General features: G+C 64.5%; 10 protein-coding genes. 3 read left to right on the top strand and 7 right to left on the bottom strand.

Going from position 1 to position 15,261, the window contains the following annotated elements; translation table 11 throughout:
- Positions 1-14 precede the first annotated feature (14 nt).
- From IT430_01770 to IT430_01740, 7 genes are all read right to left on the bottom strand, one after another.
- A complete protein-coding gene (locus IT430_01770; GenBank protein MCC6906644.1) occupies positions 15-1,424 on the bottom strand; it encodes a TolC family protein in 1,410 nt (469 codons plus the stop codon).
- 74 nt (positions 1,425-1,498) lie between these two features.
- Positions 1,499-1,912 (bottom strand): hypothetical protein, encoded by a 414-nt coding sequence (locus IT430_01765; GenBank protein ID MCC6906643.1) that lies wholly within the window; start codon positions 1,910-1,912, stop codon positions 1,499-1,501.
- Between the two features lie 49 nt (positions 1,913-1,961).
- Entirely contained in the window at positions 1,962-2,639 is a 678-nt protein-coding gene (locus tag IT430_01760) for a hypothetical protein (protein ID MCC6906642.1), read from the bottom strand.
- A 16-nt stretch (positions 2,640-2,655) separates the two neighbouring features.
- The gene (locus tag IT430_01755; GenBank protein MCC6906641.1) at positions 2,656-3,498 is read right to left on the bottom strand and encodes a hypothetical protein; all 843 of its coding nucleotides are present in this window, start codon (positions 3,496-3,498) and stop codon (positions 2,656-2,658) included.
- A gap of 20 nt (positions 3,499-3,518) precedes the next feature.
- Complete coding sequence (locus tag IT430_01750) at positions 3,519-4,328, bottom strand: hypothetical protein (GenBank protein MCC6906640.1); 810 nt, start codon at positions 4,326-4,328, stop codon at positions 3,519-3,521.
- Between the two features lie 1,261 nt (positions 4,329-5,589).
- The gene (locus IT430_01745) at positions 5,590-6,204 is read right to left on the bottom strand and encodes a class I SAM-dependent methyltransferase (protein MCC6906639.1); all 615 of its coding nucleotides are present in this window, start codon (positions 6,202-6,204) and stop codon (positions 5,590-5,592) included.
- Between the two features lie 834 nt (positions 6,205-7,038).
- Positions 7,039-8,061 carry a DUF1559 domain-containing protein gene (locus IT430_01740; GenBank protein ID MCC6906638.1) on the bottom strand — a complete coding sequence of 341 codons (1,023 nt, stop codon included), beginning with the start codon at positions 8,059-8,061 and terminating at the stop codon, positions 7,039-7,041.
- 679 nt (positions 8,062-8,740) lie between these two features.
- Between IT430_01740 and IT430_01735 the strand changes: the two genes are divergently transcribed.
- The 3 genes from IT430_01735 (at position 8,741) to IT430_01725 (ending at position 15,231) form a co-directional block, all read left to right on the top strand.
- Entirely contained in the window at positions 8,741-10,165 is a 1,425-nt protein-coding gene (locus tag IT430_01735) for a TolC family protein (protein MCC6906637.1), read from the top strand.
- Positions 10,166-10,206: 41 nt separating this feature from the next.
- Positions 10,207-11,616 carry an efflux RND transporter periplasmic adaptor subunit gene (locus tag IT430_01730; protein MCC6906636.1) on the top strand — a complete coding sequence of 470 codons (1,410 nt, stop codon included), beginning with the start codon at positions 10,207-10,209 and terminating at the stop codon, positions 11,614-11,616.
- Positions 11,617-11,679: 63 nt separating this feature from the next.
- Positions 11,680-15,231, top strand: a complete 3,552-nt coding sequence (locus tag IT430_01725) for a CusA/CzcA family heavy metal efflux RND transporter (GenBank protein MCC6906635.1) — start codon at positions 11,680-11,682, stop codon at positions 15,229-15,231.
- Positions 15,232-15,261: the final 30 nt, after the last annotated feature.

The raw sequence follows: 15,261 nt of genomic DNA, 5'->3' as shown, positions 1-15,261 counted from the left end.
TCGCTGAGGATGAATTACTCGGGACTGGCGACGGGGCGGGTGCCGGTGTGGCGGTGCTGGAGTGGGCGAGCGGCTTCTTCGCCGATCCCGGTGTGCGGCGTGGCGCTGGCCGCCGCCGCCCCGGTGCCTTCGAACGCCGTCAGACGTCCGCTCAGAATCTGCTCAAGTCTGGTGCGGGCGACCCAGTAGTCGCGGAGCGACTCGATGTAGTCGGCCCCACCGGCGATCTGGTTGCGCTTCGCCTCGAGCAACTGGAACGCCGAGACCTGCATCGCGTTGTATTGGAGCTGGGTCTGCTCCACGAGCTGCTGTCGAAGCGGCAGGATGATCTGTTCGTAGTATCTGGCGCGGTCGCGTGAGGAAACCACAATGCTGTGCGCCGCCCGCGCTCGGGAGCGGACTTCCACCGCGCGCGCATGGTAGTGCGCGCGCGCCTGGCTCAGTTGGGCCTGCGCCTTGCTGACCGCTCCCTGTCCCTGGTCAAAGAGCGGGACGGGCAGCGAGAGCGACGGCCCGACGGACCAGCCACCCTCCACCTCGCGCTCGGCCGCCGCGCCAACCTCGATGTCCGTGAGCCAACCGAAAGGCTTGGCGATACCGATCGACCGGGCCGCAATCTCGATCTCACGGCGGGCGACGCCGAGATCCAGGCTCGCCTCGATGGCCCGCCGTTCAAGTCCCTCGGCCATCATCTCTTCATCGGGAACAGCCGGGAGCCGTGATGCCGCGCGCCACTGCGTCTGCTTGCCCCACAGCCCCATGAGCGCATTGAGCCGCTCCCTCGCGAGCACAACATTCTCCTGCGCGAGTGCAAGATCGACCTTGGCCTGCTCGTGCAGGTCGCGCTCGTTCGTGACGTCAAGGTCGCGGTTGTTCCCCGCCGCCCGGAGCCGCTTGGCCAGTTCGTAGGAGGCCGCCGTCGCCTCCATTACGGTCTGCCGCATCTCACGCGTCTGCTGCGCCGCCTGATACTCGTAGAACGCCTCACGCACCTCGGCGGCCATATCCACTACCGCGGCCGTCACGCGGAGCTTGGCCGCCTCGAAAGCGGCCTCGGCCCGTCCCTTGCGAAGCGGCATATAGAGCAGGCTCACGAAGTCCTGCGTGAGGTCGATGACCGCACCCGTCCCGGCCTCGTTGACACCAAAGCGGACCTCGCCGCTCAGTATGGGATTGCGGAGCAGGCCCGCCTGCACCAAATCCGCCTGCGCGAGATTGAGTTCCTCATACACAGCCTGGAGTTCACGGTTGTTGAGCAGCGCGATCTGAGCCGCTTCGTCGGCGGTCAGTTCCTCTTCGAGCATGGCGCTCACCGCAGCGGCGACCTCCTTGTCCTCGGGCGACCCATTGTTCCAGTGGACGCGCATTCCCGTGCGATCGCTTGCGCCCTGCCGCACGTCATCAAAGCCCAGGCCCGGCTTCATGCTCGCGCACCCTGACAATCCTGAGGACAGAGCCAGAGTCGACGCCAAGGGCACGACGAGAAGGCACCTCGATCTCATGGCTGCTTCCCTCCGTCATGCTTCTCAAGATTCATGCCGCACTTGGGACAGCGCTGATCGGGTTTGTCCGAGGTCACCTCGGGGTGCATGGGGCATGAGTACACCGCCGGCGCGGCGCCCCCTGCGGTCGCCGCAGGGGGCGGCGTCTCGTGTTTGTGCTCGCCTGCCTCTGGCTGCGGCGGCGCGGCCTTCTCGTCCGCACCGTGGCCGGCATGGTCCATCGCGGGCTCGCCTGGCATCGGCCCCAGGGGATCCGCCGCCACAAGATCCAGCGTGGTCCAACGTGTGGGCAAAGGCGCCTCTTCTGCGGCGACGCTCGCCGGATGATCGGCGGGAAGCGACGGTTCCGTGTACGACGCGGCGCAGCCGCCCAGTGCCAGGATTGTCGCGATCAAGAGTGGTTTGGTCATGAGAGCCTCCGGTTGGTGCGAGTGCGTTCGATAAACCTTGGCGGTTCGTTCAGGAACGAGCGAAGTGGTCTAGGCCGTACACCATCGAGCCGCCGAAAAAACCCGTTGTGAGCACAAGCGCAGTTCCGGCGAACAGGAGGAAGTGATACCAGCCTTTAGCCCATGCCTGCGCAGGTCGCCGTGCCCGCTCGCTCACCCAGAACAGCACAATTAACCAGAGCACGGTCACGGTGCCGAGCCAGCGGTGGATGCCTAGGAGCGCCTCGGGGTCGGTGAACCGGATGCCCGCGAAGAACCACCCGAGAATGCCGGCCACGATCCCCGACACCGCCGCGAAGGCGACGCAGTAGCGAGCGACATGGTCGAATTCCGGTCGGCGGCTGATCAGCAACAGTGCCTCCGCCACAGCGCCGGCGATAAGGTCGCCGATGGGGAACGTCGTCATCGGCGGATGGAAGCGGCCTAACCAGTTCAGCCAACGCGGGCCGGATCCGTGCTCGTGCGTGGCGTGGTCGTGATCCTCTTCGGCGCTCCCGGTACCGAAGGGCGCGTGCTCTTCCGACCCCGCGGCGTAATCATGGTCACCATCCTTCTGTCCGTTCATGGCCGGCTGAGTCTGCGCTGCGTCATCCTGGCCTTGCTCGTGCCCCGGCTGCTGCTCATCGCCGGCAGGTTGCGGCGTCATTCCGATCAAGACGAAGACAGACAAGTTTCTTGCAGGTTGCATTTCAGGCTTCCTTGGATCATGATGACCACGAATAGTGATTGAGGCCATAGACGAGCGCTCCACCAAAGTACCCGGCGGCGGCGGCCAGCAGCGCTACGGCGGCAAGCGACATGCGGAGCCATCCCCTGCTCATACCGGGATGGCGCCACCTCAGCCGTTCGCTCAGCGCCAGCACGATGACGGAGACGAGCGCCGTTCCGCTCCCGGCCCAGCGGTGAGTGGTGAGCAGCCAATCCTCGTCTACGAGTTGAATGCCGCCGAACAACCAGCCAAGTAGCGCGGCAACCACGGCCCCAATCGCGCCGCCCCACAGACAAAAGCGACCCGCTTCATCAAACCACTGGCGGCGCGTGGCGATGAACAGGCACTCGGCGATGAACGCCGCGAGGAGCAACCCGATCGGAAAGTGAACCGTTGCGGGATGGAACTTTCCGATCCACTTCAGGGTCGGCCAGAGTCCGGTGCCGTGATCAAGGTCATGCGAGTCATCAGCATGCTCCTCCTCATGGAGGTGCTGCTCCGGTTGCTCGGTACTTCCGACCGGGGAGTCGCTCAGCGGCTCGTGGTTCACGTCGACGTCAAGCGCCGCGAGGTTGACCATGAACGGCTCAGGACCACGATCAAACTGGCGTTTGCACTTCTGGCAACAGAAGTACACTCGGCGCCCCTGGTACTCAGAGTAGATCTCCGGATCGATCGGCTCGTCAGTGATCACGGGGCACATGGCGTTGCCTGCAGGCGGATCTGACGTTTGCGCCGGATCGAGGTCCAGCGCGCACAGCGCGCTGGACCCCATCGCGGCCTGCATGAGCAGCACCAGGCTGATCAGCGCGGCAGAGCAGTGCGATCGAACTCTCATCTCGACACCTCCGCGCGTCATCAGCGATCCCCGTGCCCGCCCTCGTGTTGGCCCTCTTTGTTCCCCGCGTGGGCCTCGCCGGGCATTCCACCCTGCTTCTTCCACGCTTCATCAATGATGCCAAGGAACCTCGCCGGCGTCTTCTCAAAATCCTTGATGCACCCCTTGCAGCAAAAGCGAACGAGGTGGTTGTTGTACACGCGATCGATCGGCTCGCCCATGTCGCCGCCGAACGCCTCGCCCGATACCAGACAGGTGGCGATCGGGTAGTGCTCGCGCTGCTGTTTCAGTACAGCCTCGTCGAGTTTGGCAAGCGTCGGCTTCGGGTCATTGAGGAACTTGGGCAGGCAATCCTCGCAGCAGAAGCGCACGAGGCGGTTGTTGTAGACGTAGTTGACCGGCTCCCCCATGGACCCGAGTTTGCCGCCCCGGATCGGGCAATCCGTCAGCGGGTAGAAGGGCAACTGGGCCTTGACGATCTCTTCGTCAACTTTTTTCCAGTAGCCCTCCTTGTCGGCTTCGAACTTCTTGACGCAGCCGCCGCAGCAGAAGCGCACCTCGCGGCCGTCGTACACCTTCACGATCGATTCCCCCATCGAGCCCAGTTTCTCGCCGGAGACGGGGCAAGTGTCGAGCGGGTAGGGATCGGACTTGATCTCCTTGGCCGGATCGTTCCGGGGTTGGGTGTGGGGAGCGGCGTTCGGCACCGAATTGTGGCCGCTGTGCTGCGCCAGCACAGGCGAGGCCGCCAGACTCAGGCTGGCCAACGCGACGGCGCTGGTGGCGATGAGTCGTGATGCACTTCGTGTTGATGTCGGGCAAGCAAACATGGGTACTCCTTAGAGGACTGGGGGAATGTCGTTCCTTGCACGGTACTTCCGGGCAAGCGTGATCGAACTGCGGTGTGGTGAGGCGCGTGCCGCTGCGGTCGCGCCGACGAGGTGAATAGGATGAACATGGCACGGCCCTTATGGCTGTGCGATGGGCATCACTCGGGCGGCGTGGACGCGGCTAGACCAGAAGCAGGCAATGGCGCGCATAGAGAGATTGTGCGCGCACCTTCCCCGCCAATGCTGGATCTGCGGGTCTGTAGCGGTGTTCTGACCCCGCCCGATCGAAGTCGATCAGGCCAGTCGGAACGGCCGCGCTCAGCAGACAGAAAGAGTGAAACAGGTGTGCGGAAGGCACGGCCTCGGCCGCGACAAGGGTGGCTTGTACCATGTGGCTCTGGCAGCCGCATCCAGTGTCGCCCGGTTCGTCTCGGTCGCAAGGCTGTTGGCTGCTTGATTGCTCCGCATGGCAAACGACTCGCTCGCGATCTTCATGCTGACCATCATGATGCGCACCTTCGATGGCCCGCTCGATCGGGTCGCTTGAACAGTGAGACGCCTGCGCGATCCGGCAACAGCACCATGCGGGCGACAAGAACGCCACCATAAGCGCGAGCAGAACCCGGAGTGTTTGAGATGTGTTCATCGCCTCGGAAGCATAGGAGGGGAGAGCCGACCCGGCTCGGCATTGGACGGTTCAGGCAGGGCAATCGCGTTTTCGTCGTCATGCCCGCGAAGGCGGGCATCCAGCAAGGTTGGAACGCCCATGCGAACCGGTTTTGGCGATTGACACAGGTACGTCCAGCGCGACTGGATTCCCGCCTGGGCGGGAATGACGAGAACGCGATCGCCCTGACGGTTCAGGGAATCTACCCCCTTCGGGTATCCCACCTCTCCCAAGAGCAATTCCCGGACACCACGCTCCTTGCCGCCCAAGCGATCACGGTGCGCCAAGATTCTCGGCGAGTCTCTCTTCGACCTGTGCCGGAGCTATGAGGAGGTCGGCTCCACTGGAACGAGCGCAAGGCCCCCAGTTGCGCTCGCGGAGATCGCGCAACTGCATCCGAGCACTCATCGAGCCAGGTGCCAATGCCTCAACGCAAACCCGGCGACATCGCGGTAGTGGGACATCTTTCGCGCCAAGTGCGCAAGCGGATCGAGCGAAACAGTGAGTGCCAGGGTGCGCCATCTGCCGCCGCGCAACCCGGACCTCAACGGGCCGCCTCATAGAGCTCGCGCAAACGACCATCCTTGTTGTCGATCAGACCCTTTCGCGGGCCAGGAGTGCGTACACGAAGTCCTGGGTCTTCCCCGACGGCGTGGTGTGGGCCTCCTCGGTCGAACGAATCAGCCGGAAGGCCGGGCCGAACTCGACTGCCAAACGCCGCGCGTCATAACGGCACACCGGCAGGCCGCTGCATATCTCGGGGCCCGTGAGCGCGAAGGTCGCGACGATCGCGTGACCACCCGGGCCTACCGCGCGGCTGGCGGCCGCGACGTAACGGCACCTCTGCTCCGCCTCGGTCAGGAAGTGGAACACCGCGCGATCGTGCCACAGATCGACCTTTCCGAGTTCGGGATCCTCGAGCACGTCGGCCACGATCCAGTTGACCCAGTCGTGATCCGGCCCGAGGCGAGCCCGGCCCCGCTCGATGGCGGCGCTGGCGATGTCCAGTACCGTCACAGATTCAATTCCGCGCGACAACAGTTCGCGCGCGAGCGCGGACTGGCCGCCTCCGACATCGATCACGCGGCATGGCGGCGGGCTGATCGCCTCGATCAGCGATAGGGACACGACCGGCATCGCCTGGAACCAGCTCAGCTCCGCGTCGCGCTTGCTGCGGTACACCGCATCCCAGTGTTCCCTCCGACTCATGGCTTGCTCCTTCTGGCCGCGGTCGACGGATGGGTGCGGCCCGGGAGAGAGGGCCTCAAACCCGTAAGATGATCCCCGCTCCCATCGCCGCAACCTGGCCTACGACCACGCGAACCTGCGGTTCATCCTGCCGATCTGGCTGAGCCCGATCGGCGCCGGCGGCCAGGCGACGGGCCTGCTCTTCCTCGGCACCCATGCTTTCGACGCCCGCAACCTCTCATCCTACAGCGCCTTCCCCCTGACCTTCACGAATGGGCTTGGCTCGTGCGACTGCTTGTGCGCCGATCCGGTCTTCACGAACATCCCCGTGCGTTCATACGCGACGAGTGGAACAGTGACGCTCCATCTACACGAGACCTGCCAGGAGGAGTGCCCAACTTCGCTGAGAGGCTGTTTCACAACGGTGGTACGTGCGTCTCGCCCGTACAATGTCACGGGACGGAGGCCCGTTCCACCAGCCCTTTGTGAGGTTCTGAAACAGCCTCTGAACGGCGGAGACGGTGAGCCCGAAGCATCGCCGGCGCCAACGGCCGTCTCGAATCCGTCGCCGACCCCTACGGTAGCGAACCCCCGTGAAGTCACCGACACCCCTGGCCCGCACATCGCCCCGCACCGCTTCGACGATGCGACGGCACTGGATCTGGCGGATGCCCGAGAGGAACAGCGCCGGTGTCGGTGTGGACGAATCAAGCGTTGGCAGTAGCGAGATGCACGACCGGCGCTTCCGCCTAACTCGCCCGGGCGCTTTGGTTCGACACCTGATGTCTCATGGCCCTCCGGGGGGATCAGCGGTAGACCGACATGGGTGTACGGAGGGCACTCGGGCGATGGACGCTAATTCTCATCGCGCTTTTTCTGCTCCGGGAACAGCACGTAGCGAGTCGGGTCGAAGGGGTCGCCATCGTAGCGAGTGACACCGGCCTGCCCGTCCAGAAACGCCATTGAGTAGGCGCCAAGGGCGCCGTGATGGGTCTGGTTGGGCGCGGTCCGGAACACGGCGTGGAAGTTGCCCGGTTCATCGAGATAGGCCACAAACTGCGAGGCGATCTGCAATCGCGCGCGGGTGTAGGCTCGAACGCCAGTCGGCCAGTTCATCGGCTCCGCCACGTCGTTGTAGAAGAACGCGTGGCAGGGATACCACGTCCCATTGAAGGCGTACGACGTTCCGACGAGAAAGTACGCGCTCGTGCCCTGCGTCGGTTCCGGCTCGCTGAAGTCTTCAGTGAAGTTGTAAGCCAGATCGTCCGGGCACTGAAAGACCGGATAGTTGAACTGTCGCGGATCGAGGAAGTCCTGGCGCGGCGTGGCCCTATCGCCTCGCGGCTGATCGGGATGAACATACCTGTTGAGCGGGCGCTCGTATGGCAGGTACAGGTGGTCCCACGCGCTCTCGGGCCTGATCGTGTAGCGCCCGCCGTGACTGTAGTTGTCGAGCAGGGCATGGCCGCGCGGGACGAGGATGGGCATGAGATCATTGTGCTCGTCGAGGTACATCGCGGTCGCGACCATGATCTGGCTGAGGTTGCTCAGGCAGCCCGCCTGCCGCGCGGCGTGACGCGCTCGGGCCAGTGCCGGCAGCAGCAAAGCGATGAGCAGAGCGATCACGGAGATGACCACGAGGAGTTCGATGAGTGTGAACGCGCGGCGACGCCACGGCCCGGCACCATCGAAGTCGCATCCACGAGCCTGGATTCGATCATCGGAACTGTGGTTAACGGCGGTTTCCCACCGTTGGGCAGCAGATGAGGCTGACCACCCCACATGAAGTCGCAGGTGCGAGTATAACCGCCCCAATAAGCGCGGTATTCCCGCCGACGATGGGAACGCACCTGCGAAGCCTGCCCACGTCGGCTTCATCACGGATGCCCGAGCAGCCGGATGGGGGAGCCGGGCAACGCCCCGCTTTGCGGAGGCACTCATCCAGTTCGCCGCCCGGACACACACCAGTGCTCGGTGTACAATCGGTCCCTCGCGATGAAACGCTCCATCGTCCCCATATTGGTTTGGACCTGCCTGCTGGCCTTCGGACTCGGGAGTACGGCATTGCGCGCAGGCCTCGTGCTCTGTTCGGATGTTCACGGCGGCACACGCGTGGAGTTGGGCTGCGTGAAGGTCGGTGCAGGCGAATGCCGCTCCGCCGCCGTCATCGGCGACCCGACGAGTGAAGGCGATCCGTGCGGGCCGCACCCCTGCGAGGACACCCCGCTCAGTGTTGACGGCGCCGGCGCTCAGATCGCTCCACGCGCAGACGTTCTGCCAGCGATCGTCCCTTCACTTCTCGCGGCCACGGTTGTCCGCGACACCGATCAGGTCAGGACTCGGCCGCGCACGAGACTGAGATTCTCGTCGGCACATCCGCCCGATTCCATCGTCCGGCTCCGATCTGTCATCCTCCTCGTCTAGCGCCAGAGACTTCTTCGCCCACGCTTGACGGCGACTGCCGTTGAGCCGTTGTGGCGTTGGTTCGTGGACTGCGCGCACGCCGATGCGTCGCCGGTTCCGTCCAGTCCCTCTCGATGCGCTTACGAGGAACACCATGTTCGAACATCTGCATCCTCCGCGCCGGTCGTGCCGTGGGGCACTCCGCGCTGCCGTCCCCGCGCTGATACTTCCATTCCTGATCGGGTGCCAGACGACCGCCCCGCCTGACCCCATAGCGGAGCAGGCTGTAGCGGCGGCGACCGGACTGGAGGTCATCGTTCGGTTCACGGTCGAAGGCGGTCCGCTGGACGAACCGGTATCGGCCGACACCCTCACGCTCGGTCAGGCCGTAGAGCGAGCCGTCACGACCGATCCGGGTCTTCAGGCGGCGCTGGCGAGGGTGCGCATCGCGCTGGCCGACGCCGATCAGGCGCGACTCCTGCCCAACCCGGTCCTCAACATCGCGCTGAGGTGGGGCGCCGGGTCACCGGTCATCGAGGCCTCGCTCGCGCAGGACTTCATCGCCGCGCTGCAGATTCCGCGCCGCTCCAGCGCCGCGGACAATCGCCTGCGCCAAACAGCGGCCGATGCGGTGACGGTTGCGCTGGACGTGGCGTCGGAGGTGCAGGAAGCATATGTGGCGGCGCAGGCGACCGATCGGCTCCTTCCGATCCTGGAAACTCGACTCGACCTGCTTCGGAAGTTGGTCGGAGTGGCGCGCGACCGACTGGAAGCCGGAGAGGGCATTCGAGGCGACCTGACCACACTCGAGGCGCAGCGCGTGGAACTGGAGGTGGAGATCGCTGACGCCCGCCTTCGACAGCGTCAGGAGCGCCTGAGACTGGCGCGACTCGTCGGCGAGCCATCGGGGGCGGCGGCGTGGGCGCTGGACTCCTGGGTTGCGCCGCTGCCACGGTCTGATGTTGAGTCGCGATGGGTAGCGGTGGCCCTGCTCCATCGACCCGAGGTGCAGGCCATTGGCTGGCAACTTGCCGCGCTGGGAGATGAGGAGGCGTTGCTGCGATTGCTGCCGTGGGAGGGCGCAGAGGCGGGCGTTGAGGCCGAGCGAGACGGCGAGTGGACAGCGGGACCGGCGCTTGCCTTGCCGCTTCCGATGTTTGACATGGGGCAGGCCCGGCGGGCGCGCCTCAGTGCCGAGCAGATCGAGGTGCGCCACAATCTCACCCGTGCCAAGCGGCAGGTCGTTGAAGAGGTCCGTCGAGCCTACGAAGCGCTCGCCGCGAACACCGCCAACCTTGAGCGGGTCCGCAGGGAGTTGATCCCGCTCCAGCAGCAGCGACGGCAGCAGGCGGAGGACGCCTACCGCGCCGGCCAGACTGATGTGACGCCCCTGTTCCTTGCCGAGCAGGATCTTCGGGCCACGCAGGCCAGGGCGATAGACATCGAACGGGAAACCGCGCTTGCACAGATCCGCTTGCAGCGTGCCGTCGGCGGCTCCGGCGTCGTCGGGGCAACAGGCATTGGAAACGAGGGCGGCGAGTCCGCTACGCACCAATCCACCGCGGCAGCGTGGATGTAACGGAAACACTCGGGCAGATCACTGCCCCGGAGAGCATCACCATGAGCACGTTGAGATCAATCAGTCTGCCGCACCTGCGGGTCAATCCACCGATCGTCGCGGCGATGCTCGTCATTGCGGCAGTCGCCATCACCGGATGCGATCGGGATCAGCACTCGGAGGAGGATGGCCACGACCACGGAGAGACGAGTGCCGTCAAGATGACTGGCGCCCACCAGGAGGGAGACGGGCACGATCATGATGAGCCGCTTGGGGCAACGGCGGCTGGAGAGCCCGCGGAAGACGACGGTCACGCCCATTCGGAAGGGGAGTCAGAGGCTCACGTGGATGAGGTCACGCTCGCGCCCGACGCGATCGAGCGGTACGGCATCAAGGTGGAGCGCGCCCAAGCCAGAGTCCTCCAGCACACTCTCGTCGCTCCAGCGCGGGTCGGATTCAACATCGAAGCGATGGCGCATGTTGGCTCACCTCTCTCGGGCCGCGCCGTGGAGATAAAGGTTCGGCTGGGCAGTATCGTGGATGCGGGCGACGACCTCGTCGTCGTCGAAAGCCCGGAACTGGGAGAGGCGCAGAGTGACTTCCTCATCAAGCGGACGGCGGCGCAGACCATCGTTCCGACGGTCGAACTCGCGAAGTCGGCGTGGGACCGGGCGCGAGGACTCTACGAGAAGTCCGAGGGAATTGCGCTGGCCGAAGTGCAGACGCGAGAGGGCGAGTACAAGGCCGCCCTCGCCGCGCAGCAGTCCGCGCAGGCGGCGGCGACCGCCGCCGAGAATCTCCTTCACATCCTCGGGATGAAGCAGGCGGAAGTGGAAATGCTCATTCGGAGCGGTGAAGTTGATCCCCGATTCACCATCCATGCTCCCCTGGCGGGCCAAGTCGTCGAACGCGAAGTCACGCTGGGCGAACTGGTCGGACCCGATCGGGAAAAACTGCTCGTCATCGCGAACACCGAGGTTCTCTGGGTGCTGGCGGATGTACCGGAAGCGCGTGTGCATGAAGTACAGGTCGGAGCGACGGCATGGGTGACCGTCGGAACCGTCGGCAGTCTGACCTATCAGGGACAGGTGGCGTTTGTATCTCCGTTCGTCGATTCGACGACGCGCACCGCCCAGGTTCGGATCGAAGTGCCTGCATCCGAGATTGCACTCAGGCCGGGCATGTTTGCGCAGGTCGAGATTGTCGCGTCCGATCCCGGCGGCACCTTGCCTGCGGCGGTGATCGCAGTTCCCGATGAAGCGATTCAGACCGTCGAAGGTGGCCCCGCGGTGTTCGTCCCGGTCGCCGGTGAGCCGAACACCTTCGCAAAGCGAGCGGTGAGCATCGGGAAGACCGTCGGCGGGCTTGTGCCGATCCGCTCTGGCCTTCACGAGGGCGAGGAGTTCGTTGTCGCCGGAAGTTTCATCCTCAAAGCCGAGTTGGGCAAGGGCAGCGCTGCTCACGAACACTGATTCGTACCCCTCGTCACTGGTCCACCTTCGCCGCCGCGACCGGCCCCTATCGGAGTCCCTGTCATGCTCGAATCGGTCCTGCACTTCTCCATCAAGAACCGCTGGCTCATCCTGCTGCTTACGTCCCTCGTCGCGGCCGTCGGCCTATTCTCGCTCAAGCGGCTTCCGATCGACGCCGTTCCGGACATTACCAACAACCAGGTCCAGATCAACGCGATGGCGCCGTCACTCTCTCCTATCGAGGTGGAGAAGCAGGTGACGTTCCCCATTGAGAACGCCCTGGCCGGGATTCCAGGTTTGCAATCAACTCGTTCGCTCTCACGCAACGGCTTTTCCCAGGTCACGGCGGTGTTCGATGACGACCTCAACATCTACTTCGCGCGCCAGCAGGTGACCGAACGGCTTGGTGAAGCCAAGGAGTCGCTGCCTGAGGGCGTCGAGCCGGTGATGGGGCCGATCGCCACCGGTCTGGGCGAGGTTTACATGTGGACCGTCGCCTACGAACATCCGCACGGGCAGGGCGCCCCGGTGTCAGATGGTCAGCCCGGCTGGCAGAGTGACGGTTCCTACCTGACGCCGGAGAACCGCCGCCTCGCCAACGACCTGGAGCGATCTTCCTATCTCCGCGAGGTGCAGGATTGGATCATTCGGCCGCAGCTCAAGAGCGTGAAGGACGTCGCGGGCGTCGACGCCATCGGCGGTTACGTCAAGCAGTACCACGTGCAGCCTGATCCGATGAGGCTTGTGTCCTATGGATTGAGTTTCGCCGAGGTCATTGAAGCGATCGAGCGGAATAACGTCTCGACCGGCGCCGGGTACGTTGAGCACAAGGGCGAGTCATACCTCGTGCGCGCCACCGGTCGAATCGAGACCATCGAGCAGTTGGAATCGGTCGTCGTCGGGACGCGCAATGGCGTGCCGATCTATATCCGCGACATTGCCGTCCCCGGTGGCGTCGCGATCGGAAGGGAACTCCGGACGGGGTCGGCCAGCGAGAACGGCGAAGAGGTCGTGGTCGGGACGGCGATCATGCTTATCGGCGCCAACAGCCGCACGGTCGCCGCCGCCGTTGACGCCAAGATGGCCGAGGTCAGCCGCAGTCTTCCGCCGGGCATCGTCGTGCAGCCCGTGCTCAACCGAACCAAACTCGTCGATGCGACGATCTACACCGTTCAGAAGAACCTTATTGAGGGCGCCATTCTCGTCATCGTCGTGCTGCTCCTGCTTCTGGGCAACTTCCGCGCCGCGATCATCTGCGCGCTCGCCATTCCGCTTTCGATGCTCATGGCAGCCACCGGCATGGTTCAGAACAACGTCAGCGGAAACCTGATGTCGCTGGGCGCGATCGACTTCGGCCTCATCGTCGATGGTGCGGTCATCATTGTCGAGAACTGCCTTCGTCGCCTGGCCGAACGGCAGCATCACGAAGGTCGATTGCTCACCCTTCAGGAGCGGCTGCACGAGGTCATGGTGGCCGCCAAAGAGATGATCCAGCCATCGGTGTACGGCCAGGCGATCATCATCACCGTGTACATTCCGATCCTCGCCCTTACCGGCGTCGAAGGCAAGATGTTCCGGCCCATGGCGCTGACGGTCATCTTCGCCCTGGCGAGTGCCTTCATCCTTTCTCTCACGTTCGTGCCGGCGATGGTGGCCATCCTGATCCGGGGGCGAGTGCAGGAGAAGGAGATGTTTCTCATTCGCTGGGCCAAGGCGGTCTACCAGCCGGTCCTGGCGTGGGCGATGCGCCTTCGCTGGCTCGTCGTCGCGACTGCGGTGGTGGCGTTCACCGCTTCAGCGGTCCTCTTCACTCGACTCGGGCAGGAGTTTGTGCCAACGCTCGACGAGAAGGACTTGGCGCTTCAAGCCCTTCGAATGCCGAGTACTTCCCTGTCGATGTCGCAAGACATGCAATTCCAACTCGAGCAGACGCTGGCGCAATTCCCGGAGGTTGCCTTTGTCTTCTCCAAGACCGGCACAGCCGAGCTGGCCGCCGACCCTATGCCGCCGAACATCAGCGACACCTTCGTCATCTTCAAACCGCAGGAGGAGTGGCGCAGCGAACCAGAGCTCCGACGGCTGGCCGCGGAGAGGAAGGAAGAAATCCAGCGGATGGGAGTGGCTGGCCACGCGCAGGAGGATGGCGAAGGGACACACGAAGAGGAGGGCCCGAACTTGAAAGGACACAAGGGTGCCCTGCTCGAGCTGATCCAAACCGAAACCTCGCTGCTTCCCGGCCAGAACTACGAGTTCACTCAACCGATCCAGATGCGATTCAACGAGCTCATCGCCGGCGTGCGAGGCGATGTTGCGGTCAAGGTCTACGGCGACGATTTCGACACGATGCAGGAGACCGCTCAGGTGATACTCGAAGTGCTTCAGTCCATTCCCGGCGCTGCCGACGCCAAAGTCGAGCAGACCGAGGGTCTGCCCGTTATGACCGTTGACATCGATCGGTCAGCCATCGCCCGCTACGGCTTGAGCGTCGCCGATGTGCATGCCGTCGTCGCCGTGGCGATGGGCGGGGCCGAGGCCGGTCTCGTGTTCGAAGGTGATCGAAGGTTCGATCTGGTCGTGCGCCTGCCCGATGCGCTCCGCGGTCGAATTGATGTGCTCGACCGTCTGCCCATCCCTCTCCCCCGTGGTCCGGAGCCGGCGCAGACAATACAACTCGCAAGCGCCACGGGCGGGTTGAATGGCGTCGATCATGAGGAGACGGGTTTCATTCCCTTGGGCCATGTCGCCGCCATCGAGGTGGCCGAAGGGACCAACCAGATCAGTCGCGAGAACGGAAAGCGCCGCATCGTCGTGCAATGCAATGTGCGCGGCCGCGACCTCGGCTCGTTCGTCAAGGAGGCACAGGCACAGGTTGCAAACGTGCCGCTTCCTCCAGGCGGCTGGCTCGACTGGGGCGGCCAGTATGAGAATCTCGTCGCAGCCAAGCAGCGGCTGACCATCGTCGTGCCGATCTGCTTCTTCCTGATCTTCCTGCTGCTCTTCTCGACCTTCAAGAGCGTCAAGTATGCCCTCCTGGTCTTTAGCGCCGTCCCCCTCGGCCTCACGGGCGGCATCGTGGCGCTCTGGTTGCGCGGAATGCCATTTTCCATATCCGCAGCCGTCGGTTTCATCGCCCTCTCCGGCGTGGCCGTGCTCAATGGACTGGTCATGGTCACGTTTATCAACCAACTCCGCGCTGAAGGACTGGCGCGTGACGCAGCAATCGTCCGAGGGTGTCTGACGCGACTGCGCCCCGTGCTGATGACCGCGCTGGTCGCCTCGCTCGGATTCGTCCCAATGGCTCTGGCGACTGGCACCGGCGCGGAGGTGCAGAAGCCCCTGGCCACCGTCGTGATCGGCGGCCTGACGTCCAGCACGCTGCTCACGCTGCTCGTCCTCCCCGCACTCTACCGCATCTTCACCGGCTGGGATCCGACCGGCCGCCCGCTGCCCGTTTCGCAACCGTGGGAAGGGCCGCATGAAGGTCCGCTCGAAGTGAACGCCGCGGTCGTCGAGCCACCCTCCGCCGCGAAGGGCCCTTCTCCGCCATTGCCGGGCGCGCCGAGCGAATCGAACAGACAGGATCGACCCCCCGAGCCGCCGAGCGGGACAGACTGAGCGCTTGGCCAGCAGATGGGCTCGCCCCAC

The organism is Phycisphaerales bacterium, from assembly GCA_020852515.1.
Taxonomy (GTDB): Bacteria; Planctomycetota; Phycisphaerae; order Phycisphaerales; family UBA5793; genus UBA5793.
This window is presented reverse-complemented; position numbering and strand designations above follow the sequence as displayed.